Here is a 23,799-nt window from a genome sequence, read left to right as displayed (position 1 = left end):
TTTACACCCTTCACTCGAAATCGAAATAAGTCATCCGCCTACCACACTGAACAGAGAAGCTCACCCCCAAGACGATTCTTACGGGATTCCTGATCGGTCATGATTCCTTTGGAGGTAGAAAGGATGGACACGCCGATTCCATTGCGAACCTTCCTAATATCCTGACTGCCGACATACACCCGTCGTCCCGGCTTACTCACGCGCTCCAGTCCGGTGATCATGGGTTGCCCCTCGCCCACATAGCGAAGACGCACGGTCAGAATGGGATGCCCGTCATGAGCTCCATCCTCGACTGCGTCAACATAGCCTTCCTTCATCAAAATCGCCAAAATGGCTCGCTTCAGCTTTGAAGTGGGAACCGTAACCGTCTCATGACGGCGCTGAGCCCCATTCTTTAAACGAACAAGAAGATCGCCGATTGGATCGGTAACCATGCTATATCCTTCTATCCTCCATTGGCAGTCACCGGCGTGAGAACACTCATTACCAGCTAGATTTTCGCACTCCAGGAATCTCTCCGCGCAGAGTCATCAGTCGAAAGCAAATACGGCACATGCGAAACCGTCGGAGAAACCCATGAACTCGCCCACAGACTCCACACCGATTATAACTACGCGTGGAGAACTTCTGCTTCGTTGCCGCTTTATTTCTTAGTGCCAATCTTGACACACGCACTCCTTCCGTTCAAACAGACACTCTCGCCCCAGGGTGCATTCACGCGCGGAATGGCATACCCAAATGCTTCAGAAGCGCCTTCCCTTCATCGTTCGTCTTGGCGGTGGTGACGACCGTGATATCCATCCCATGGATCGAAGCGACTTCATCATACTTAATCTCAGGGAAAATGAGCTGCTCCTTCAAACCAAGAGTATAGTTCCCTCGACCATCAAAGGCCTTTGGAGAAACACCGCGGAAATCTCGGATACGCGGAAGAGCCAAGGTCACCAGCCGATCGAAAAACTCATACATTCTCCGGCTACGGAGCGTCACCTTCGTGCCGATGGGCAATCCCTGCCTCAGCTTGAATCCTGCGATGGCTTTTTTAGCCCGTGTGACCACCGGCTTTTGACCGGTAATCAGCCCTAGCTCAGCCACCGCCCCCTCCAAAAGCTTCACGTTCTGAATCGCTGCGCCCATCCCTACGTTCAATACCACGCGTTCAAGCCGAGGAACCTGCATCACGTTTTTGTACCCAAACTCCTTCATGAGAGCCGGAACGACCTGCTGCTCATATTTATCGCGAAGTCGTGGACGAAACTTGGACTCTTCGCTTTCCTGGTCCAATGGGGCGACCGACGATTCTTTCTTCGAAGATTTTCGCTCAGACGGCTTACTCGATCGACTTTTTGTTTCCTTGGCCATTACGTAACCTATTCCACAGTCTCATTGGATTTCTTACTAAAGCGCACTCGTCTTCCATCTTCCAAAACCCGAATCCCTATGCGCGTAGGCTTCTGCGTGACCGGACACAAAAACATGACATTGGAAATCTGAAGAGGCGCCTCTCGCTCGAGGATCCCTCCCTGCTTAGCCTTCTGATTCGGTTTGGTGTGCCGCTTGATGATGTTCAGTTTCTCGACAACCACCTTTCCCGCCCCCAAATCAATAGACAAGACCTTTCCCCTCTTGCCGCGCTCCCGACCAGAAACCACGACGACCGTATCACCTTTTCGAATTCTGCTTTTTCGGAGTGATTCCACGATGCTCCTCGTTCCTTCTGATCTACAAAACCTCTGGCGCCAAAGAGATGATCTTCATGAATTTCTTCCAGCGGAGCTCGCGGGCAACGGGACCGAATATGCGCGTTCCAATCGGCTCGCCATCTTTATTGATCAAGACACAGGCGTTTCGATCAAACTTGATATAGGACCCATCTTCTCGGCGCACTTCCTTCGTCGTTCGAACAATGACGGCCCGGCTCACATCCCCCTTCTTCACACTGGCTTGCGGGATCGCCTCCTTGACGGCCACGACGACGATGTCGCCTAGCGATGCATAGCGCCGTCTGGTGCCCCCGAAAACATGAAAACACATGGCCTGTTTTGCCCCGGAATTATCGGCCACATCCATATATGTATAGTTCTGAATCATCGCTATATCCCTACACGCGGAAATGAACAGAGGACCATTAAGAAATCCCGTCTCTTACTTTTCTGGTTGACCCTTTTCCATAACTTGAACGACACGCCAGTTCTTTTCCTTGCTCAGCGGCCTGGTCTGCACCAGCTTGACCCGATCCCCGATCTTACACACACCACTTTCATCGTGGGCCTTCAGTCTCGTCACCCGCCGAAGAACTTTCTTATAGACAGGATGAATAACCGATCTTGAAACCACGACAACGACCGTCTTTTGCATCTTGTTACTGACGACGTCGCCATACCAATGACGACGCTTTACCACCTCAGCCATAGCGTCCTTTACTTTTTAGAGCCCTCTGCTCGGGCCTTCACTTGCTGGAGAATAGTTTTTACCCGTGCAATATCACGTTTCGTTTTCCGAATTTGCATGGGATTCTCAAGACGCCCGGAGCCGAACTGAAAGCGTAGATTGAACAGCTCTTGCACCAGCTGTTTTTCCTTATCTACCAGCTCATCAGCGCCTAGCTGCTGGAGCTCTTTGACCTCCAATGCCATAATCCCCTGCTCCTCTAAATTAGACCCTCAAGAACCTTGCCCAAACTCGCCACGAACGACCAACTTCGTGGCAATCGGCAACTTGTGCGACGCAAGACGAAATGCCTCTCGAGCAACCTCGGAAGTAACGCCGTCCATCTCATAAAGAATCCGGCCTGGCTTTACAACTGCCACCCAGTACTCAGGATTACCCTTTCCTTTACCCATTCGAGTCTCGGCGGGCTTTTTAGTGATCGGTTTATCGGGGAAAATACGCGTCCACACCTGTCCTCCCCGTTTCACGTATCGAGTAATGGCGATACGCGCGGCCTCAATCTGCCGGCTGGTCACCCATCCCGGCTCCAATGCCTTGAGACCAAACTCTCCCAGGGTAATCTGACCCCCACGATAGGCCTTCCCGGTCATCCGGCCTTTCTGCATCTTTCTGAATTTAACTTTCTTAGGCGCTAACACAGCTCGATCTCCTCACCCAAACCGTCGTTCTAAAGATGATTCGGCCTTGACAGGCTGAACAGGAAGCAACTCTCCTTTATAGATCCATGTCTTCACCCCGATCTGCCCCATCGTCGTGTGCGCTTCGGCGAATCCATAGTCTATTTCTGCACGGAGCGTGTGTAGCGGAACACGCCCCTCTCGATACCATTCCGTCCTGGCGATTTCAGCGCCGCCCAGGCGGCCGGCCACCATGATCTTGATACCTTGAGCTCCAAGCCTCAACGCGGACTGAACACTGCGCTTCATCGCCCGCCGAAAAGCTACCCGCTTCTCAAGTTGAGTTGCGACATTTTCGCTAACGAGCTGAGCGTCAAGCTCCGGCTTCTTAATTTCCTTGACCGTGATATAGACCTGCCCCCCGTACTGCTTTTCAAGATCGGCCTTGAGCTTATCAACCTCGGCGCCCTTGCGCCCGATGATAATACCAGGGCGGGCGGTATGAATAATGACCCTGGTCTGATCGCCGGAACGTTCAATTTCCACTCTCGACACACCGGCGTGATATAACCTCGCCTTGACCATCTTTCGGATCTTGACATCCTGATGGAGCAGCTTGGCGTAATCCTTCCCGGCATACCAACGAGAACTCCACGTGTAGTTGTAGCCCAGGCGATAACCTATTGGATGTGTTTTTTGACCCATGCGTTGTATGCCTCAATAGAGAGAAATGAGCTATTTCCCCTTGTCCTGAATTCCTGGCGCCGCCACGACGACGGTAATGTGACTCGTACGTTTTTGTATCGCATTGGCCCGACCCATCGACCTGGCACGCACGCGCTTATACGTTGGCCCGCAATTGACAAAAGCCCTGGAGATGATCATTGATTCGCTGTCACCCATCTCCTTCAGCTCGGCATTCGCCACAGCCGAGCGAACGAGCTTTTCAACCACGCGCGCGGCATGGCGAGGCGTGTGTTTCAAGATGGCCAGCGCCATCGGCACCTGCCTGCCACGAATCATATCGATTACCGGACGGGCCTTTCGAGGCGCAACACGAACAAATTTTAGAACCGCATGTGCTTCAGTCATCTTCTAAACCCTGTTCCGAGTTGGCCCCACGCAATCAATACATTGCGTGATGCTCAGTGATTGACGATGAGCCAACCGATCAACCTTTCTACTTAAGAGCGACAGCTTTTTCAGTCCTGGCCTGGCCATGCCCCTTGAAAAACCGAGTCGGCGCGAACTCACCAAGCTTATGACCGACCATGTTTTCGGTCACAAACACCGGAATGAACTTTTTCCCATTATGTACAGCGAACGTATGGCCGATCATATCGGGAACGACCGTCGACCGTCGCGACCAGGTCTTGATCAACTTACGATCTTTCGTCTCATTCATGTGCTCGACTTTCCTGAGAAGATGATCGTCGACAAACGCGCCTTTACTTACCGATCTAGGCATTGCGAACTCCTGACTTACGTCGAGCAATAATGAACTTATCCGTTTTTTTATTCTGCCTGGTCTTGTATCCCTTGGTCGGAAGTCCCCATGGAGACACCGGGTGCGGATTCCCCTGTCCGGATTTCCCCTCACCACCTCCGTGGGGATGGTCGACAGGGTTCATCACGACTCCTCGCACGTGCGGCCTCTTCCCTTTCCAGCGAGTCCGCCCGGCCTTGCCCACACTGACATTCTCATGATCGACGTTGCCAACTTGCCCGACCGTCGCCATGCAGGCCCCTAAGACTCTGCGCATTTCTCCGGACTTCAAACGCACTTGCACATAATCGCCGTCACGACCCATGACCTGCGCAAAACCACCGGCGCTTCGAATTAACTGACCTCCCTTGCCAACCTTCAGCTCAAGATTGTGGATGGTCGTGCCTAGGGGCATATTCACCAATGGAAGCGCATTACCTGGTCGAATTTCTGCCTGTGGCCCCGACTGGATTTCATCGTTCACGCTCAGTCCGACAGGAGCCAAGATATATCGCTTCTCCCCGTCCCGATACTTCAAGAGGGCGATTCTTGCCGATCGATTTGGGTCGTACTCGATCGCTTCAACCCGCGCGGAAATCCCAACTTTATCGCGTAAAAAATCAATCGTGCGATAAAGCCGTTTATGCCCTCCCCCACGAAAGCGGACGGTCGTCCGACCATCGTTGTTCCGCCCTCCGCTCCGGAGATGAAACGCAGTCAACGATTTCTCTGGCTTCTTTTTGGTTAACTCTTCCGTCACCACAGCCGTCATGCCACGACGACCAGGAGACGTAGGACGATAAGATCTCAGACCCATAAAATGATACTCCCACCTTCCGAACTGCACGAACGGACGAACCATTCGCCGCTAGGCGCTTTCGTACATCTCCAACTTTTCCCCTTCTCTAAGGGTCACCAATGCCTTCTTCCAATCGGAGCGTCTCCCAGTGAACCGTCCAAGACGCTTCACCTTACCTCGGACATTCATAACGTTGACCTTGTCAACCTTGACCTTTAACAGCGCCTCAACGGCCAGTCTGATTTGAATGCGATTCGCATCAGGATGAACGACGAAACCAACGGTATTCCTCGTTTCACGCAGCCCGGTAATCTTCTCCGTCAATAAAGGCCGAATCAAGACCCTGTGGCTATCAACTTTCATGACCACACCTCACTTACAGGACCAAGCTCTCGCTCGGCGATCATGATGACTTTGGCGCGAACAACATCGTACACGTTCAACTGATCAGCGCTGAGGACCTTTACCGCGTTTAAATTTCCGGCAGCCTTCAAGATTTCAGACTGTTCTTTTCCGACGATCACCAGCGCGTGATCACCTCCGGTGAATTGCTTTAACGCTTGCGCCAGCAACTTCGTCCTGGGCTGTTGCAGAGAAAGATCAGAAACGACAAACAATTGACTCTCCGCCACTTTCGCCGACAAGGCGCTCTGCAACGCGATTCGATACTTCTTCTTCGGCATCGAATAGGCGTAGCTTCTGGGCTTCGGTCCAAAAACGCTGCCCCCATGCCGCCAGACAGGAGATCGAAGAGACCCGGCTCTGGCGCGCCCCGTGTGCTTTTGCTTCCATGGCTTTTTCCCGGATCCACTCACTTCACCGCGCCGCAACGTAGAGGCCGTCCCCCTGCGCTCACAGGCGCGCTGCATAATGACAGCTTCATGGACCAACGCAACACGAGGCTCGCAGCCGAACACCTGCGGAGACAAATCGACTGTTCCAACCTTCTTTTTTTGCAAATCAACCAAATCGATAGTAGGCATACTAGCTCTTTTTCGACTTTCGCACGACAACGACACCATTGGCGGCTCCGGGAATCGCCCCACGGACGAACAGGAGATTTTCTTCAGATCGCGACTCAATGACTTTCAACCGCTGAACCGTGACACGCTCGGATCCCATATGGCCAGGCAATGTCTTCCCTTTCCACACGCGAGACGGAAACGAACTCGCCCCTATGGAACCAGGCGCCCGATGAAACATGGAGCCGTGAGATTCAGGACCACCCGCATAGTGATGACGTTTCACGACGCCCTGAAAACCCTTCCCCTTCGACACCCCGATGACATCAACCCAATCACCCTTCTGAAACATACCGACCGTTACCATCTGCCCAACGGTCGGCTCGCCGTCTTTTTTAAATTCACGCAGCACCCGACTGGGAGCGGCTTGGTTTTTCTTGAGATGCCCTAACTCCGGCTTCGACAACTTACTTTCCTTGACTTCGCCGAAAGAAAGCTGGACCGCCTCATATTGATCGCGCTCTTTCGTCTTTATCGCCACCACTCGGCACGGACCAGCCTGGATCACGGTTACCGGAGTCAACCGACTTTCATCGAACACTTGAGTCATTCCTAATTTTTTCCCAATCAGTCCATTCGTCATTGAGTCACCGCATAATCGAAAGAATAACCAAGACCATACCCAACGTGAGACTGAAGCGCCATCACAGCTTTATCTCCACATCCACCCCAGCCGCTAGATTCAGCTTCATCAATGAATCCATAGTCTCTGGCGTAGGCTCCATAATATCGAGCAACCGTTTATGGGTGCGCATTTCAAATTGCTCGCGAGACTTCTTGTCGGCGTGTGTCGACCGCTGGACAGTAATTTTCTCAATCCTGGTAGGAAGAGGAATCGGGCCCACCACCCTGGCTCCGCTGCGCCGAACAGTCTCAACAATTTCCATAACCGACTGATCCAGCACTCGATAGTCAAAGCCTCTTAATCTGATTCTGATCCGCTGATCGACTTTCACGTCATTCACTCCTAACCTGTCAAGCGAACAGTTCCAATCCTTACGCCAGAATTTCCGTGACGACGCCCGAGCCGACCGTCTTGCCGCCCTCGCGCACGGCAAACCGGAGCCCCTGCTCCATGGCGATCGGACTGATCAATTCCCCCGTCACACTGACATTGTCGCCCGGCATCACCATCTCCACGCCCGGATTGAGCGAGACCACCCCCGTCACGTCCGTGGTCCGGAAGTAGAACTGCGGCCGATACCCGTTGAAAAACGGGGTGTGCCGCCCGCCCTCCTCCTTCGTCAACACATAGATCTCCGCCTTGAACTTCGTATGCGGCGTGATGCTCTTCGTCTTACACAACACCATCCCGCGCTCCACGTCTTCCTTCTTCGTGCCCCGCAACAGAACCCCGATGTTGTCCCCCGCCTGCCCTTCATCCAACACCTTGCGGAACATTTCCACGCCGGTCACGATGGTGGTCTGCGTCGGCCGCAATCCCACGATCTCGATCTCGTCCCCCACCTTCACGATGCCGCGCTCCGCCCGCCCCGTCACCACCGTCCCGCGCCCGCTGATGGTAAACACGTCTTCGATCGGCATGAGAAACGGCTTGTCGATCGGCCGCTGCGGGGTCGGAATGTACGTATCCACCGCCTCCAACAGCTTCAAAATGGACGGCACGCCCAAGTCCCCCGGATCCGCCTCCATCGCCTTCAACGCGCTGCCATGGATGATCGGCGTCTTCTCCCCCGGAAACCCATATTTCGTGAGCAACTCCCGCACTTCCAACTCCACCAACTCCAGCAATTCCTTGTCATCCACCTTGTCGGCCTTGTTCAAGAACACGACGATGTAGGGCACGCCCACCTGGCGCGCCAACAGAATGTGCTCGCGGGTCTGCGGCATCGGCCCGTCCGCCGCGCTAACCACCAGAATCGCGCCATCCATCTGCGCCGCCCCGGTGATCATGTTCTTCACGTAGTCGGCATGGCCCGGGCAATCGACGTGCGCATAATGCCGGTTGGCCGTCTCATACTCCACGTGGCTGATGGCGATAGTCATGATCTTCGTCGCATCCCGGCGCCCCTGACTCTCGCTCGCCTTCGCCACTTCGTCGTAGCTGATGAACTTCGCCATCCCCTTGTCCGCGCAGACTTTCGTCAACGCCGCCGTCAACGTCGTCTTCCCATGGTCCACGTGCCCGATCGTCCCAATGTTCACGTGCGGCTTCTTCCGCTCGTATTTCGCCTTCGCCATAACCCACTCCTTCCCCTGATTCAGCAACCGCTATTTCTTGATGATGGCTTCCGCAATATTCCTCGGTACTTGGTCGTACCGGTCGAACTCCATACTATACGTGGCGCGCCCCTGTGTTCGAGACCGAAGATCCGTCGCATACCCGAACATCTCCATCAAGGGCACGGCAGCTTCAATCGCCTGCGCGCCGGCGCGAACCTTCATTCCCTGCACTTTGCCCCGTCGTCCATTCAAATTGCCGATAACGTCCCCCATGAAGTCTTGAGGAACCAGGACTTCAACTTTCATGATCGGCTCAAGCAAAACAGGATCGGCTTTCTTACAGGCATCAGCAAAGCCCATCGAAGCCGCGATTTTAAATGCCATTTCATTCGAGTCAACATCGTGATAGGACCCATCGATCACGGTTACCTTCACGTCTCGCAAAGGATAGCCGGCAACGACTCCCGTCTCCATCCGCTCTCGAACACCCTTTTCAATGGCCGGAATGTACTCCCTAGGAACCGCGCCGCCCACCACCTTATTGATAAACTCCAACCCCTTGCCCGGCTCAGACGGTTCGACCGTTAAAACAACGTGGCCATACTGCCCACGACCACCGGTTTGCTTGATGTATTTAGATTCAGCTTCAGCTTTCCGTCGAATCGTTTCCCTAAACGCTACTTCCGGTTTTCCGACGTTCGCTTCGACCTTAAACTCCCGCAGCATGCGATCCACGATAATTTCAAGATGGAGCTCTCCCATCCCAGCAATGATCGTCTGCGCGGTTTCCTCGTCCGTCCGCACACGAAACGACGGATCTTCCTGCGCCAGCTTCTGAAGGGCAAAGCCCATCTTCTCCTGATCCTGCTTGGTTTTTGGCTCAATCGCCATCGCGATGACCGGCTCAGGAAACTTCATAACCTCAAGCAGCACCGGTCGCTTCTCATCCGCCAAGGTATCTCCGGTGGTCGCCCCCTTGAGTCCTACGGCCGCGACGATGTCCCCGGCATACACCTCATCGATTTCTTCTCGCTTATTGGCATGCATCTTCAGGAGGCGTCCGATCCGATCCTTCGCCCCCTTCGTTACATTCAAGACAGGCGTGCCCGTCTTCAGCGTCCCGGAATAGACTCGAAAATATGTCAACTGACCAGCGAAGGGATCGGACATGATCTTGAACGCTAATGCCGAAAACGGCTCACTATCATCGGCCTTCCTCAGCACTTCCTTGCCGGTATTCGGCTCGATACCCAACACAGGAGGAATATCGAGCGGTGAGGGCAAATAGTCGACGACCCCATCCAACAACTGCTGCACGCCCTTGTTCTTAAAAGCTGACCCACAGAGGACGGGAGTAATTTTCATTGAAATAGTCCCGGCTCTGATCGCGCGCATGACTTCTTCTTCAGTCAATGGGTGACCATTCAAGTACTTTTCCATGACCTGATCATCGAATTCCGCGACTGCGTCGAGCATCTTCTCCCGGTACTCTTTCGCTTGAGCAAGAAGGTCAGCAGGAATTTCATCGACTTTATACTTTGCGCCGAGCGTCTCATCCTCGTAAAAGTAGCCCTTCATGCTGACCAAATCGATGGATCCCTTGAATTCAGCTTCACGTCCGATCGGAATCTGAATGGGAACGGGCTTTGCTCCGAGCCGGTCGATAATAGATTGGACGCTGCCGTAAAAGTCAGCCCCAACCCGGTCCATCTTATTCATAAAGGCGATACGCGGAACATGATACTTATCAGCCTGTCGCCAAACCGTTTCAGACTGCGGCTCCACACCCTGCACCGAATCGAATGCCGCGACCGCCCCATCGAGCACTCTCAGCGAGCGCTCCACCTCAATCGTAAAATCCACATGCCCCGGCGTATCGATAATATTGATGCGGCAGTCCCTCCAGAAACAGGTCGTGGCGGCTGCCGTGATGGTGATGCCACGCTCCCGCTCCTGTTCCATCCAATCCATCGTGGCCGCGCCCTCATGCACCTCGCCCAACTTATGCGTCATACCCGTATAGTAGAGAATCCGCTCCGTGGTCGTAGTCTTACCGGCATCAATATGAGCCATGATGCCGATATTTCTCGTATGCTCTAGCGATGTCTGACGAGCCACTTCAACCCCTCTAAAAACACCTGTGCCGCAGATTAAGCCGCATCACGCTACTGCGAATGAAGAGTACCCGGATCTGCGAATCGCAGTACGGCTCAACTGCAGCACAGAATGACGCTACCAGCGATAATGAGCGAACGCCTTATTAGCCTCCGCCATCCGATGCACATCCTCGCGCTTCTTGACCGCAGCCCCAGTATTATTCGACGCATCCAACAACTCAGCCGCAAGCTTCTCGCGCATACTCTTCCCACCGCGCGTACGGGCAAACTGCGACAACCATCGAAGCGCCAACGACACGCGACGCGCCGGCCTAATTTCGACCGGAACCTGATAGGAGGCACCCCCCACCCGACGAGACTTAACTTCGACGATCGGCTTCACGTTATCCACAGCCGCCTTAAATACTTTCAGCGGATCACTGCCGGTTTTTTCCTGAATAAAATCAAATGCGCCATAACATATCCGCTCTGTCGTGCTCTTCTTCCCGCTGCTCATCAGCGCATTGATAAATTTCCCGACCAACTTATCCCTATACCGCACGTCGGGGAGCACTTCTCGTTGACCTAAAAACCTACTGCGTGGCATATCAACCTATCCAATCCGTGTGATGTTTTTTCAAACCAATGAGATCTACTTAGGCCGCTTCGCTCCGTATTTCGAACGACTCTGCTTTCGGCCGGTCACACCCACCGCATCCAAGGCACCGCGAACCAAGTGGTAGCGAACGCCCGGCAAGTCCTTAACACGACCTCCACGCACGAGCACGATCGAGTGTTCCTGAAGATTGTGTCCTACCCCTGGGATGTAGGTCGTCACTTCCATGCCGTTCGTGAGACGCACACGGGCGACTTTCCGCAATGCCGAGTTCGGCTTCTTCGGCGTCGTTGTATACACACGAAGACACACGCCCCTCTTCTGCGGACAAGACTTCAGAGCAGGGCTCTTCGTCTTTGCCTTTACGAAGATTCTCCCTTTTCGAACCAGCTGATTGATCGTCGGCATCGCGTTCGAACCCTTTCAAAAAGAACAAGCACCAACCGTCAAGTGCAAAGCCGCCGGATTATAGTGACGTAGGCGCTTACTGTCAAGTAGGCAGTATCTATTGTTTACTAAGACCGAGCACCTTCTCCTGAAACCGCCGGAACGGGAGCGCCGGACGGCAGAGCCGGCGCAACACCTACGGGAATCACCTCAGGCTTTTCACTGATGACGAACGTATCACGGTACGTTTCGAATCCTGATCCCGCCGGAATCAAGCGACCCACAATGACGTTTTCCTTCAAGCCCAACAAATTATCCTCGCGTCCGTTGATCGCTGCTTCAGTGAGCACGCGCGTTGTTTCCTGGAACGATGCCGCGGAAATAAAACTGTCCGTTGTGAGCGCGGCCTTCGTAATTCCAAGCAGGACGGGCTTGCCCAACGCCGGCTTCCCATCGTTGGCGAGCACGCGTTCGTTTTCTTTCTCAAAGAGGCTCTTGCTGACTTGACTGCCCGGCAAAAACTGGGTATCCCCGGGATCTTCGACTCGCACCTTGCGCAACATTTGCCGCACGATGATCTCGATGTGCTTGTCGTTGATCGACACGCCTTGCAATCTATACACATCCTGAACCTCATCCACGAGGTACTTCTGCAATTCATTCGGACCCAGCACATCGAGGATGTCATGCGGGTTCGCCGATCCGTCCATCAACGGCTCACCCGCACGCACCCAGTCACCTTCATGAACGTTGACGTGTTTGCCTTTGGGAATGAAGTATTCCTTCACATCGCCCATTTTGTTGTCGACAAGAACTTTGCGCTGGCCTTTCACGAAACCGCCGTAGGAGACTTCTCCGTCGATCTCGGTAATGACCGCCTGTTCCTTCGGCTTCCTCGCTTCAAAAAGCTCTACGACGCGCGGAAGACCTCCCGTAATATCCTTGGTCTTCGTCGTCTCACGGGGAATCTTCGCCAACACGTCACCCGGATGCACCGTGGCTCCTTTTTCGACGAAGATATGAGCGCCGACCGGCAATAAATATCTAGCCACCGCACTGGATCCGCCGGTCACCTTGGCGGTTTTTCCGCCTTCGTCTTTAATGGACACGCGAGGTCGAAGTGTCTGACCCGCATGTTCAATGATAACCTTGCGCGACAAACCGGTCACTTCATCGAATTCGTCCTTCATCGTGACGCCTTCGACGATATCCCCATAGGCCACTCTTCCACCCACCTCCGTCAAAATGGTCAGAGAGTAGGGATCCCACTCGACCAATTTCTGGCCGGCAGCCACCGGATCGCCGTCTTTGATCTTGATCTTGGCTCCATATACCACCGGGTATTTCTCACGCTCTCGTCCGCTGTCGTCGATGATCGCAATCTTCGTGTTGCGATTCATCACGACCCATTCCCCGTCTTTATTGCGTACCGCAATACCACCATTGTGAATATCGGCGTTCTTTTTGGCGTCGAAACTCATGAACTTGATTCGGCCGGCATGTTTCGCCTCAAGCACCGTCTGCTCGACGACCTTGCTGGCCGTACCGCCGATGTGAAAGGTCCGCATCGTCAGCTGCGTGCCAGGCTCGCCGATTGATTGCGCCGCGATGACACCGACCGGCTCGCCTTTTTCCACCAGACGCCCTCGCGCCAGGTCTCGACCGTAACAGGCGCGACAAACGCCACGCGGAGACTGACAGGTCAGCACGGACCGAATCTTCACCCGGTCGACCCCGGCCTCAACGATCGACTTCGTCAACTCTTCATGGATTTCTTCGTTCCAAGAGACAATGATTTCCCCGGTGACGGGATCGCGAATATCCTCTGCCGCCAAACGACCGAGAACGCGCTCCTCCAACGGCTGGATGATTTCGCCGCCTTCGACCAACGCGCTGACGATAATGCCGTCGCGCGTGCCGCAATCGATCTCATTAATAATGACGTCTTGGGCGATATCGACCAAGCGACGAGTGAGATAGCCTGAATTGGCGGTCTTCAACGCCGTGTCGGCAAGACCTTTACGAGCTCCGTGAGTGGAGATGAAGTACTGCAACACCGTCAGCCCTTCACGGAAGTTCGCGGTGATCGGTGTCTCAATGATTTCGCCGGACGGCTTGGCCATCAATCCACGCATACCACCCAACTGCCGAATCTGCTGTGAGCTGCCACGCGCGCCGGAGTCGGCCATCATGAAGATCGGGTTGAACGATTCGGCTTTCGCCGGATCGCCGCCTGCGCCAAGCTCCTTCATCATCTCGTTGGCCACCTGCTCGGTGACGTGCGCCCAAATGTCGATCACCTTGTTGTATCGTTCACCGTTTGTGATCAATCCCTCGGAATACTGCTTCTCGATCTCGTTCACCTCGCGCTGCGCTTTCCCGATAAAGTCTTCTTTCTTACTCGGGATATGCATGTTATCGACGCAGATCGACAAGCCGGCTCGCGTCGCATTGGCAAAACCGAGGTCCTTGATCTTATCCAGAAACTCGACCGTATCTCTATGACCGGTCTGCCGATACACGGCATCGATGAGTTTCGTCATCTCCTTTTTGGTCATGAGCTTGTTCGCATTCGCGAACGGCAAACCTTGCGGGAGGATTTCCGACAGCAAGACACGGCCGACAGTGGTCTGCACCAGCGAACCCTCGAGCCGCACCTTGATACGCGCATGCTCTTCGACCTCTCTCGCATCAAAAGCAATCCGAACTTCCTCGGAGGACCCGAACACCTTCCCCTCACCCTTTGCGCCCAGTCGCTCTTTCGTCAGCCAGTAACAGCCCAGCACCATGTCCTGCGACGGCACCGCAATCGGCTTACCGTTGGCCGGGGAGAGAATGTTATTGATGGACATCATGAGGACTCGCGCTTCAACCTGCGCTTCAACGGACAGCGGAACGTGCACCGCCATCTGATCCCCATCGAAGTCCGCGTTGAAGGCCGCGCAGACGAGCGGATGCAACCTGATCGCCTTGCCCTCGACCAACACGGGATCGAATGCCTGAATGCCCAATCGATGGAGCGTGGGGGCGCGATTCAGCAAGACCGGATGCTCTCGGATGACCTCATCGAGAACATCCCACACCTCCGGCCGTTCCTTCTCGACCAACCGCTTCGCGCTCTTGATGGTAGTCGCCGCGCCTCTGGCTTCCAGCTTATGGAAGATGAACGGCTTGAACAATTCCAGCGCCATTTTCTTCGGCAGCCCGCACTGATGGAGGCGCAACTCCGGACCGACGACGATCACGGTACGTCCGGAATAATCGACGCGCTTACCGAGGAGATTCTGACGGAACCGCCCTTGTTTTCCCTTCAGCATGTCGCTCAAGGATTTCAGCGGGCGCTTGTTTGGACCACGAATCGCGCGTCCTCGTCGACCGTTGTCGAACAGCGCATCCACCGCCTCTTGCAGCATCCGCATCTCGTTCCTGATGATGACACCGGGCGCCTTCAGCTCCATCAATCGTTTCAACCGATTATTTCGATTGATCACACGACGGTAAAGGTCGTTCAGATCGGATGTGGCAAATCGGCCTCCATCAAGCGGAACGAGAGGACGCAATTCAGGCGGAAGGACCGGAATGACATCCATAATCATCCATTCCGGTTTATTCCCGGACTTCCGAAACGCCTCCAGCACTTTTAAGCGCTTGGCGTACTTCTTCTTCATCGCTGCCGATGTCGACGCTTTTGCTTTGACTTGCAGTTCGTCCCACAGCGCGTTGATATCGATTTTCCTGAGCAAGTCACGGATGGCCTCCGCGCCGATTCCGACCTTGAACCCGCTCGAACCGAATTCGGAGACGAGGGTGCGCAGCTTATCCTCCGGCACCAATTCCTTTTCCGCCAGGTCGGTTGAGCCCGGATCTACACACACATAACTTTCAAAATAGAGAATTTTCTCGAGCTGCTTGAGGCTCATGTCCAACAACGTTCCGATCCGACTCGGGACACCCTTCAGAAACCAAATATGGGCGACCGGCGCAGCCAGCTCGATATGCCCCATCCGTTCTCGTCGAACCTTCGATTGAATCACCTCGACGCCGCACTTATCGCACACGATTCCTCGGTGCTTCATGCGCTTGTACTTCCCGCAGTTGCACTCCCAGTCCTTGGTAGGACCGAAGATCTTGGCACAAAACAGCCCGTCCTTTTCCGGCTTGAACGACCGATAGTTGATCGTTTCCGGTTTTTTGACTTCGCCGTACGACCAGGATCGGATTTTCTCCGGCGATGCGATACGAATCCGCATGGCATCGAACGACACCGAATCCCGTTGCTTTTCAAACAATGTATATACGCCTTCCAAGGTAGTGACCTCCTCCGATACCGGCTTTCAGCCGGCACACAAGCGGTTAGTCTTGCGTCTTGACCAGCTCCACATCGAGTCCCAAGCTCTGCAGCTCCTTGACCAACACATTGAACGACTCAGGCAATCCGGGCTCGAGGAACGGCTCCCCTTTGACGATCGCCTCATACATGCGCGACCGCCCCGGCACATCGTCTGACTTGACGGTCAGGAACTCTTGAAGCGTCGATGCCGCCCCATAAGCCTGCAACGCCCAGACTTCCATTTCACCCAACCGCTGCCCACCAAATTGCGCCTTGCCGCCGAGAGGCTGCTGAGTCACAAGCGAATAGGGACCGATCGACCGTGCGTGAATCTTGTCGTCTACCAAATGGTGAAGCTTCAGCACGTACATATAGCCGACCGTGACCGGACTGCTGAACGGCTCGCCCGTCTTGCCGTCGATGAGTTGCGATTGGCCGCTCACCGGCAGTTTGGCCTTTTTCAGCAGGTCCTTGATTTCCTTCTCCGAGGCGCCATCGAATACGGGACTGGCCACTTGGATGCCCAAAGCCTTGGCCGCCCATCCAAGGTGGGTCTCGAGAATTTGTCCAACGTTCATACGGGATGGCACGCCCAGAGGATTCAGCACGATTTCCACCGGAGTCCCATCAGGCAGATACGGCATATCTTCTTCCGGAAGGACCCGCGACACGACACCCTTATTACCGTGTCGGCCGGCCATTTTGTCTCCGACTTGGATCTTGCGCTTCATCGCGATGTAGACTTTGACGAGCTTGATGACACCGGGCGGCAGTTCATCACCTCGTTTTAAGCGCCCCACCTTTTCATCGTACAGCGTCTGGAGGATTTCAATCTGCTCTTTCGCCCGCCGCTCGACATCTTCCAGTTCTTTTTGCTCATCGGGATCGCTCAGGATGATATGGCGCACCGTATCGTCCGGCAATCGCTTGAGAATCTCCGCCGTCAGCTTGCCCTTTTTCTTCAAGATGACGTCACCGCTCTCGGGATCCATCAGATCGCGGCCGACCACCTTGCCGAGCAGTAGCTTGCGAATCTTCTTGGTCTTTTCTTCCTCGATGATCCGCAGCTCTTCGTGGTGATCACGCTGCAACTTCATCTGATCGTCGGTCTCGATGCTCTTCGACCGTTCGTCCTTGTCCAGTCCTTTACGCGAGAAGATCTTGACATCGACGACGATACCTTCCACGCCCGGAGGCACGGTCAACGACGTATCTTTCACATCGCCGGCCTTCTCACCGAAGATCGCGCGGAGCAGTTTTTCTTCAGGGGTCAGCTGGGTTTCGCCTTTGGGCGTCACCTTTCCCACCAAAATATCGCCTGGCTTGACCTCGGCGCCGATACGGATGATCCCGCTCTCGTCCAAATTTCTCAGCGCCTCTTCTCCGACATTGGGAATGTCTCGCGTGACATCTTCTTTTCCCAGCTTGGTATCCCGAGCTTCCACCTCGAACTCTTCGATGTGGATCGAGGTAAAGGCGTCCTCGCGGACCAATTTCTCACTGAGCAATATGGCGTCCTCGAAGTTGTACCCGCCCCACGGCATGAACGCGACCAGGATGTTTTTGCCCAGCGCGAGCTCTCCATGATCGATCGCTGGCCCGTCTCCAAGGACCTGTCCTTTCTCGACCGGCTGACCGATGCGAACCACGGGGGTCTGGGTAATGCAGGTGTTTTGATTCGATCGCTGAAATTTGATCAGATCATAGACGTCCAGCCCGGAATCCTTGCCCTTCTTGCCGTCCTTCGAATCGGCCCGCACCACGATGCGGGTGGCATCAACGCTTTCCACAACCCCGGCTCGACGAGCCTGGATGACATACCCGGAATCTCGCGCGACCACCGCTTCCATTCCCGTCCCGACCAGAGGAGCCTCGGACGTGACCAGCGGAACCGCCTGGCGCTGCATGTTGGAGCCCATCAGCGCGCGATTGGCGTCGTCATGTTCCAGGAACGGCACAAGCGCGGTCGCGACGCTGACCACTTGCTTCGGCGACACGTCCATGTAGTCGATCTTATCCGGAGCGGCCAGCACGAAGTCGCCGCCATGCCGGCACGAGACGGTTTCCGATACCAGCTTGGCGGACCCATCCAATTTCGAGTTGGCTTGGGCAATGATGTATTTGTCGCCCTCGATCGCCGAGAGAAACTCGATTTCATCGGTCACCCGCCCCTTGACGACCTTTCGATACGGCGCCTCGATGAATCCGAATTGGTTGATCCGCGCATAGGTCGCCAGCGATGTAATCAATCCGATATTGGGTCCTTCCGGCGTCTCGATCGGGCAAATGCGACTGTAGTGGGACGGATGCACGTCTCGAACTTCGAACCCGGCCCGCTCTCTCGTAAGCCCGCCCGGACCAAGAGCGGACAGACGGCGTTTATGCGTGATTTCAGCTAGTGGGTTCGTTTGGTCCATGAATTGAGACAACTGACTGCTGCTGAAAAATTCCTTCACGGCCGCGACAACCGGTTTGGCATTGATCAAGTCATGCGGGAGCACCGTTTCCATATCGAGAAGATTCATGCGTTCCTTGATGCTTCGCTCCATCCGCACCAGGCCCAGCCGGAACTGATTTTCCAAGAGTTCGCCCACGGATCGCACACGGCGATTACCCAAGTGATCGATATCGTCGATTTCCCCTTTGCCGATCTTCAGATTGACGAGATAGCGGATGACTTCCACGATATCCTGAGCCGTCAGGGTGCGCTGCTCAAGCGGCAAGTCCAAACCAAGTTTCTTGTTCAGCTTGAGCCGGCCGACGGGAGACAAATCGTAACGCTTGGAATTCAGAAAGAGATTGTCGAATAAAGCTCTCGCCGTATCGACCGAGGGTGTCTCACCGGGACGAAGGCGGCGATAGATTTCGACCATCGCTTCTTCTTTCGACGTGATCTTCTCCATCCCCAACGTGTCGAGAATGACCGGCGTGGCGGTCGCCATATCGAGATAAATGACCTTGAATTCTTCGACATCGCTTTCAGCGATCTGCTCCACAATCTCGGCGGTCAAGCGCTGATTTTTCTCCGCCAACACGTTTTTCTTCGAGTCGACCAATTCCGTAAGGGTGGCACGCCCCACCAACTCGGCGGGCAGCAGGGGAATTTCCTTCACCCCTGAAGCCTTCAACTTGGCGATCAACCCCTTCGTCAGCCTGGCCCCCTCTCGCACCAGCGGTTCCTTACCGCCCTTATCCAGCACCTCGGCGGAACAGCGAAGTCCATGGTGGATTTCCGGATCCAGCTTACGGAACATCTTCCCCTTCGACACGCGAATTTCTTCGACGGGGTAATACATCTTCAGCAAATCGTCGCTTGAGAAACCGAAGGCTTTCAACAGGATGGTGGCCGGCATTTTCCGACGACGATCGATCCGCACATAGAGGATATCCCTGGCATCGAACTCAAAATCGAGCCATGAGCCCCGATAGGGAATGATTCTGGCCGAATACAAGACCTTGCCGCTCGCATGGGTTCGACCCTTATCGTGCGTAAACGACGCACCCGGCGACCGGTGAAGCTGACTGACGACGACTCGCTCGGTCCCGTTGACGATAAAGGTCCCTCGCTCGGTCATGAGCGGCAGTTCGCCGACATAGACCTCCTGCTCGCGCACATCGAGCACTTTCTTTCGAGGTCCCTTATCCTCCTTATCGAGGACGACCAGGCGGACACGCAGCTTCAACGGAACCGCGAAGGTCATACCCTGCTCAAGACATTCTCGCTCGTCGTATTTGGGCGTCCCTAGGGTGTAACTCGAAAATTCGAGCACGGCCGTGTTGTTATAATCCGGGATCGGAAACACACTGGCCAACGCCGCTTGCAACCCATGATCCTTCCGACGCTCCGATTCGACTTCAAATTGCAAAAACTCTTCGTAGGAGCGTTTCTGGATTTCGATCAGATCCGGGATATCGATGTTGGTTCGAATGCGAGAAAAATCTTTCCGCTCGACGAACTCTTGCAGAGTCGTTTCGGACATTCCTACTCCTCCACGCTGGTTTGGCGGTGAACGGTGGTCAATGGTCATGGGTCATTAGTCAACTGGAAACCCAGCCGGGCTTCGAACGATCAACCAATGACCAGTGACCGATGACATCTTTTTTACTTGATTTCGACCTTCGCACCGCTTTCTTCGAGCTTCTTCTTCATCGTATCGGCTTCATCCTTGGCCACCCCGGTCTTGACCGGCTTCGGCGCGCCCTCGACAAGGTCCTTCGCTTCCTTCAGACCGAGACTTGTCAGCTCCCGAACCACCTTGATGACTTGGATTTTCTTATCAGCCGGTGCCGACGCGAGAATGACGTCGAATGCCGTCTTCTCTTCGGCAGGAGCCGCCGCCCCGCCGCCTGCAGCCGGCGCAGCCGCCATGGCAACCGGAGCCGCCGCCGTCACTCCAAACCGCGTCTCCAGCCCTTTCACCAGTTCGGCCAAGTCGAGCACACTCATACCCTCGATTGCCTTGATCAATTCCTCTTGCGACAACTTTCCCTCTGTAGCTGGCATGTCCCCTTCTCCTTTCCGTTTATCCTGAATGGCTGCAATGACTCGCACAAACTTCGACAAGACCGCGCTCAACGTATAGACAACCCCACGAATCGGCCCCTGCATGGCCGAAAGCAACATCGCAATAAGCACTTCTTTCTTCGGCAGTTTCGCGACGGCGGCCAGTTCAGCCGGCTCGAGAATCTTGCCTTCCAGCACCCCGACCGTCATGCGAATCTTCTGGTCGCGCTTTTCAGCACCGATGAAATCCTTCAACACCTTGGTCGGCAATACCGGATCGTCGTACCCGATAACAACCCCGGTCGGTCCCTTGAGATGAACCGCGAGCCCGGCCAAGACCGTCCCCTCGGCGGCACGCGCCGCGAGCGTATTCTTCACGATTCGATATTCGGCCTTTGCCCCGCGGAGCTGCTTGCGCAACTCGGTGACCTCGTTGACCGGAAGTCCGACGCATTCCGTCAGGATAGCCAGCCGGGCGCGACCGAATTTTTCGGTCAACTCCGCCACTGCCGTAACCTTCTCTTCCTTTTTCATCACTCCCTCTTTCGTCGTTATTCGTTAACCGTTTTGACGATTCACGATTGACGTTGAACGGTCCTTAGCTCCATTGCTTGGTCAGCGCAACGGTGTCCAACTTCACACCGGGACCCATCGTGCTCGCAATCGTGGCGCTCTTGAGATACCGCCCCTTGCATGAGGCGGGCTTCGCCTTGATGACGGATTCAATGATGGCCGAGGCATTGTCGTACAGCTTCGTGGGGTCGAAGGACACTTTTCCGACCGGCACATGCACGATACCGGCTTTCTCAACCTTGAACTCCACACGCCCTTTTCGAATGTCGGCGACCGCTTTCCCGACTTCGAACGTCACGGTGCCGGTCTTAGGATTCGGCATCAACCCCCGAGGGCCGAGCACCTTCCCGAGCTTTCCGACGGAGGCCATAAGGTCCGGCGTGGAAATGGCGCAATCGAAATCCATCCATCCGCCCTTGATTTTCTCCATCAAGTCGTCGGCCCCGACATAGTCGGCTCCCGCCTGCCGCGCCTCCTGCTCCTTTTCACCTTTGGCAAACACCAAGACACGAACCTTTTTCCCTGTGCCGTGCGGAAGCGACGCCGTCCCTCGGACCAGCTGATCCGAGCGCTTCGGATCGATCCCCAACCGGAGCGCAAGGTCGACCGATTCATCAAACTTCGTATAGGACGATCGCTTCACGGTTTCAACGGCTTCCCGCAATCCATAGACGCGCGGCTCGACATTCTTGATCGCCGCATTCATTTTCTTTCCCATGACCAGACACTCCTTCGATCTCGATATTAGCCTTGGATAACGACACCCATGCTACGGGCGGTCCCTTCGATGATTTTCGTCGCCCCTTCCACATCGGCCGCATTCAGATCGGCCATCTTCTTCCGAGCGATTTCGTTCAACTGTTGCCTGGTGATTTTTCCCACCTTATCCTTCTGCGGCACACCGGATCCCTTGATGATCCCGGCGGCTTTCTTGAGGAGGTCCGAAGCCGGGGGAGTCTTCATGATAAAGCTGAAGGTACGATCCTTGTAGACCGTAATGATGACGGGGATAATGCTGTCCCCCTCCTTCTGGGTCTTGGCATTGAACTGCTTACAAAACTCCATAATATTGACTCCATGTTGCCCCAACGAGGGGCCGACAGGAGGAGCCGGATTGGCCTTGCCGGCCGGAATTTGCAACTTGATCTGTGCCGAAATTTCTTTCGCCATTTCGCTCTCTTTCTCCTACGCGATCGACCATCAACGTTCAGCCCTCACGCGACTGAAGAGCGGCGTCGACCGATCGGCTTAAATCCGTTCGACCTGCAAAAATCCCAATTCAACCGGGGTCGACCGGCCGAAAATACTCACCATCACCTTCACCCGACTATGGTCCTGATCGACCTCTTCAACCACGCCGTTAAACCCAAGGAAGGGTCCATCAATGATGCGAACGTTATCGCTCTTAATGAACTTGACCTGCTCCCGAGGCTCGGCTTGACCCGCATCAACCTGCTTGAGCAAGGACTCTACTTCATCATTGGTCAGAGGGGTCGGCACCGACCCTCCCCCGACAAATCCTGTAACTTTTGGCGTCTCCTTGATCATCTGCACGGTCTCATCTCCCAACGGAGACTCCAACTCCACGAGGACGTAGCCCGGATAGAACTTTCGTCGAGAAGTCCGTCGCTTTCCATCCTTAATTTCAATGACATCCTCTGTCGGAACGAGCACCTGCCCCAGCTTCTCAACAAGCCCCATCTGATTTGCGCGCTCCATGAGGCTGGTCTTCACGCGCCCCTCAAAACCCGCGTACGTATGAATGACGTACCAGTTCTTTGTCATGCACCACCCTCAGGCCTTCGATGAATTACCGCCGACTTTCCCTAATTCCTCTGCTTGCCGACCTAGATAAACTTCGCGACCAACCACGAAAGGAATGAGTCAATGACGGACAGGTACAGAGACATGAGGATACAGAACACGATCACCACCGTCGTTGATCCGATGGTTTCCGGGCGACTTGGAAATGAAACCTTTTTCAGCTCCGCCCGCACGTCCGTCACAAACAACCGAATCGATTCTGTCATACGCTTAAACATCGGTGACTCCGTTGCCTAATCACGCCAGCCCGCTACCAGCGCCATGCTCACCAAGTCTCCTAGAGACGCCCATCCGCCGGTAGCAATCCACTTGCATGCCCGCGAAGCACTTACAGAATTCCGCATCAAGCCCAATTCCGATAGCCATTCAGATCACGCCGGCGAGGCTTGGCAGGGGCACTAGGATTTGAACCTAGACTCTCGGTTTTGGAGACCGATGTGCTGCCGTTGACACCATGCCCCTGCTCGAACGTAAGGCGTGAGGCACCAGCCAATCGGTGAGGCTCCCCACCCCGAACGATCCATCCCTCGCGTCTCGCCTTATTTCACCTCTTTATGAGGCACGTGCTTCCGGCAAAACTTACAAAACTTGTTTCGCTCCAACCGGTCGGGATCGTTCTTCTTGTTTTTCATGGTCGAGTAATTCCGCTGTTTACAGAGAGTACAAGCCATGTCGATAATTTCGCGCATCTCTTTCTCCTCGATACAAGCCGACAAGACCGCATGCCGACAATCACCGCAACATCAATGTCAGCCTGACGACCGTCCTCCAGCCGATTTCAACTACGCCAGAATTTCCGTGACGACGCCCGAGCCGACCGTCTTGCCGCCCTCGCGCACGGCAAACCGGAGCCCCTGCTCCATGGCGATCGGACTGATCAATTCCCCCGTCACACTGACATTGTCGCCCG

The 23,799-nt window shown here is 54.8% G+C and carries 29 protein-coding genes, 1 tRNA gene and 1 pseudogene; all 31 read right to left on the bottom strand.

Annotated features, from left to right (window positions below; genetic code table 11):
* Positions 1-38 precede the first annotated feature (38 nt).
* The gene (rpsH, locus tag COMA2_RS02220; protein WP_090894259.1) at positions 39-434 is read right to left on the bottom strand and encodes a 30S ribosomal protein S8; all 396 of its coding nucleotides are present in this window, start codon (positions 432-434) and stop codon (positions 39-41) included.
* A gap of 49 nt (positions 435-483) precedes the next feature.
* Positions 484-669 carry a type Z 30S ribosomal protein S14 gene (locus tag COMA2_RS02215; RefSeq protein WP_090894258.1) on the bottom strand — a complete coding sequence of 62 codons (186 nt, stop codon included), beginning with the start codon at positions 667-669 and terminating at the stop codon, positions 484-486.
* Between the two features lie 45 nt (positions 670-714).
* On the bottom strand, positions 715-1,362 hold the full coding sequence (gene rplE / locus COMA2_RS02210; RefSeq protein ID WP_090894256.1) for a 50S ribosomal protein L5: 648 nt from the start codon (positions 1,360-1,362) through the stop codon (positions 715-717).
* Between the two features lie 8 nt (positions 1,363-1,370).
* Positions 1,371-1,700: a 50S ribosomal protein L24 gene (gene rplX, locus COMA2_RS02205; protein WP_090894254.1), complete on the bottom strand. Its 330-nt coding sequence runs from the start codon at positions 1,698-1,700 to the stop codon at positions 1,371-1,373.
* A 22-nt stretch (positions 1,701-1,722) separates the two neighbouring features.
* Positions 1,723-2,091, bottom strand: coding sequence for a 50S ribosomal protein L14 (gene rplN, locus COMA2_RS02200; RefSeq protein ID WP_090894253.1), 369 nt, complete (start codon positions 2,089-2,091; stop codon positions 1,723-1,725).
* A gap of 54 nt (positions 2,092-2,145) precedes the next feature.
* On the bottom strand, positions 2,146-2,412 hold the full coding sequence (rpsQ, locus tag COMA2_RS02195) for a 30S ribosomal protein S17 (RefSeq protein ID WP_090894251.1): 267 nt from the start codon (positions 2,410-2,412) through the stop codon (positions 2,146-2,148).
* 8 nt (positions 2,413-2,420) lie between these two features.
* Entirely contained in the window at positions 2,421-2,630 is a 210-nt protein-coding gene (gene rpmC, locus COMA2_RS02190) for a 50S ribosomal protein L29 (RefSeq protein ID WP_090894499.1), read from the bottom strand.
* A 33-nt stretch (positions 2,631-2,663) separates the two neighbouring features.
* A complete protein-coding gene (rplP, locus tag COMA2_RS02185; protein ID WP_090894250.1) occupies positions 2,664-3,089 on the bottom strand; it encodes a 50S ribosomal protein L16 in 426 nt (141 codons plus the stop codon).
* A 12-nt stretch (positions 3,090-3,101) separates the two neighbouring features.
* Positions 3,102-3,773 (bottom strand): 30S ribosomal protein S3, encoded by a 672-nt coding sequence (gene rpsC / locus COMA2_RS02180; protein WP_090894249.1) that lies wholly within the window; start codon positions 3,771-3,773, stop codon positions 3,102-3,104.
* Between the two features lie 30 nt (positions 3,774-3,803).
* Positions 3,804-4,160 carry a 50S ribosomal protein L22 gene (gene rplV, locus COMA2_RS02175; RefSeq protein ID WP_090894247.1) on the bottom strand — a complete coding sequence of 119 codons (357 nt, stop codon included), beginning with the start codon at positions 4,158-4,160 and terminating at the stop codon, positions 3,804-3,806.
* A gap of 88 nt (positions 4,161-4,248) precedes the next feature.
* Positions 4,249-4,536, bottom strand: a complete 288-nt coding sequence (rpsS, locus tag COMA2_RS02170; RefSeq protein ID WP_090894245.1) for a 30S ribosomal protein S19 — start codon at positions 4,534-4,536, stop codon at positions 4,249-4,251.
* Entirely contained in the window at positions 4,529-5,371 is an 843-nt protein-coding gene (gene rplB, locus COMA2_RS02165) for a 50S ribosomal protein L2 (protein WP_090894497.1), read from the bottom strand. The genes rpsS and rplB overlap by 8 nt, the downstream gene beginning before the upstream one ends.
* A 51-nt stretch (positions 5,372-5,422) precedes the next feature.
* On the bottom strand, positions 5,423-5,716 hold the full coding sequence (locus tag COMA2_RS02160; RefSeq protein ID WP_090894243.1) for a 50S ribosomal protein L23: 294 nt from the start codon (positions 5,714-5,716) through the stop codon (positions 5,423-5,425).
* Positions 5,713-6,336 carry a 50S ribosomal protein L4 gene (gene rplD, locus COMA2_RS02155; protein ID WP_175304345.1) on the bottom strand — a complete coding sequence of 208 codons (624 nt, stop codon included), beginning with the start codon at positions 6,334-6,336 and terminating at the stop codon, positions 5,713-5,715. Before rplD ends, COMA2_RS02160 begins: the two co-directional genes overlap by 4 nt.
* Position 6,337: 1 nt before the next feature.
* On the bottom strand, positions 6,338-6,958 hold the full coding sequence (rplC, locus tag COMA2_RS02150; protein WP_090894240.1) for a 50S ribosomal protein L3: 621 nt from the start codon (positions 6,956-6,958) through the stop codon (positions 6,338-6,340).
* 61 nt (positions 6,959-7,019) lie between these two features.
* A complete protein-coding gene (gene rpsJ, locus COMA2_RS02145) occupies positions 7,020-7,331 on the bottom strand; it encodes a 30S ribosomal protein S10 (RefSeq protein ID WP_090894238.1) in 312 nt (103 codons plus the stop codon).
* Between the two features lie 40 nt (positions 7,332-7,371).
* Positions 7,372-8,577, bottom strand: a complete 1,206-nt coding sequence (gene tuf, locus COMA2_RS02140; protein ID WP_090894237.1) for an elongation factor Tu — start codon at positions 8,575-8,577, stop codon at positions 7,372-7,374.
* A gap of 30 nt (positions 8,578-8,607) precedes the next feature.
* Positions 8,608-10,677, bottom strand: a complete 2,070-nt coding sequence (gene fusA, locus COMA2_RS02135) for an elongation factor G (protein ID WP_090894235.1) — start codon at positions 10,675-10,677, stop codon at positions 8,608-8,610.
* A gap of 114 nt (positions 10,678-10,791) precedes the next feature.
* A complete protein-coding gene (gene rpsG, locus COMA2_RS02130; protein ID WP_090894234.1) occupies positions 10,792-11,262 on the bottom strand; it encodes a 30S ribosomal protein S7 in 471 nt (156 codons plus the stop codon).
* Positions 11,263-11,307: 45 nt separating this feature from the next.
* Entirely contained in the window at positions 11,308-11,679 is a 372-nt protein-coding gene (gene rpsL / locus COMA2_RS02125) for a 30S ribosomal protein S12 (RefSeq protein WP_090894231.1), read from the bottom strand.
* 107 nt (positions 11,680-11,786) lie between these two features.
* Positions 11,787-15,965: a DNA-directed RNA polymerase subunit beta' gene (gene rpoC / locus COMA2_RS02120; protein ID WP_090894229.1), complete on the bottom strand. Its 4,179-nt coding sequence runs from the start codon at positions 15,963-15,965 to the stop codon at positions 11,787-11,789.
* A gap of 46 nt (positions 15,966-16,011) precedes the next feature.
* Positions 16,012-19,968, bottom strand: a complete 3,957-nt coding sequence (gene rpoB, locus COMA2_RS02115; protein WP_090894228.1) for a DNA-directed RNA polymerase subunit beta — start codon at positions 19,966-19,968, stop codon at positions 16,012-16,014.
* A 122-nt stretch (positions 19,969-20,090) separates the two neighbouring features.
* Entirely contained in the window at positions 20,091-20,471 is a 381-nt protein-coding gene (rplL, locus tag COMA2_RS20625) for a 50S ribosomal protein L7/L12 (protein WP_342672591.1), read from the bottom strand.
* 48 nt (positions 20,472-20,519) lie between these two features.
* Positions 20,520-21,026, bottom strand: a pseudogene (gene rplJ / locus COMA2_RS20620) (50S ribosomal protein L10); the annotation flags it as partial.
* Positions 21,027-21,090: 64 nt separating this feature from the next.
* Positions 21,091-21,783, bottom strand: a complete 693-nt coding sequence (gene rplA, locus COMA2_RS02105) for a 50S ribosomal protein L1 (protein ID WP_090894224.1) — start codon at positions 21,781-21,783, stop codon at positions 21,091-21,093.
* A 26-nt stretch (positions 21,784-21,809) separates the two neighbouring features.
* A complete protein-coding gene (gene rplK / locus COMA2_RS02100) occupies positions 21,810-22,235 on the bottom strand; it encodes a 50S ribosomal protein L11 (RefSeq protein ID WP_090894223.1) in 426 nt (141 codons plus the stop codon).
* A gap of 78 nt (positions 22,236-22,313) precedes the next feature.
* Positions 22,314-22,850 (bottom strand): transcription termination/antitermination protein NusG, encoded by a 537-nt coding sequence (nusG, locus tag COMA2_RS02095; protein ID WP_090894222.1) that lies wholly within the window; start codon positions 22,848-22,850, stop codon positions 22,314-22,316.
* A 62-nt stretch (positions 22,851-22,912) separates the two neighbouring features.
* Positions 22,913-23,107, bottom strand: a complete 195-nt coding sequence (gene secE / locus COMA2_RS02090) for a preprotein translocase subunit SecE (protein ID WP_090894220.1) — start codon at positions 23,105-23,107, stop codon at positions 22,913-22,915.
* A 169-nt stretch (positions 23,108-23,276) separates the two neighbouring features.
* A tRNA-Trp gene (locus tag COMA2_RS02085) sits at positions 23,277-23,351 on the bottom strand.
* Positions 23,352-23,428: 77 nt separating this feature from the next.
* The gene (gene rpmG, locus COMA2_RS02080; RefSeq protein ID WP_086424536.1) at positions 23,429-23,578 is read right to left on the bottom strand and encodes a 50S ribosomal protein L33; all 150 of its coding nucleotides are present in this window, start codon (positions 23,576-23,578) and stop codon (positions 23,429-23,431) included.
* Between the two features lie 93 nt (positions 23,579-23,671).
* On the bottom strand, positions 23,672-23,799 hold a 128-nt coding region (locus COMA2_RS02075), incomplete at its 5' end, for an EF-Tu C-terminal domain-related protein (RefSeq protein WP_456236588.1).

The organism is Candidatus Nitrospira nitrificans, assembly GCF_001458775.1.
In the GTDB taxonomy this organism is placed as follows: domain Bacteria; phylum Nitrospirota; class Nitrospiria; order Nitrospirales; family Nitrospiraceae; genus Nitrospira_D; species Nitrospira_D nitrificans.
The sequence above is the reverse complement of the archived record's forward strand: the minus strand, read 5'-3'. Positions and strand labels throughout refer to the sequence as shown.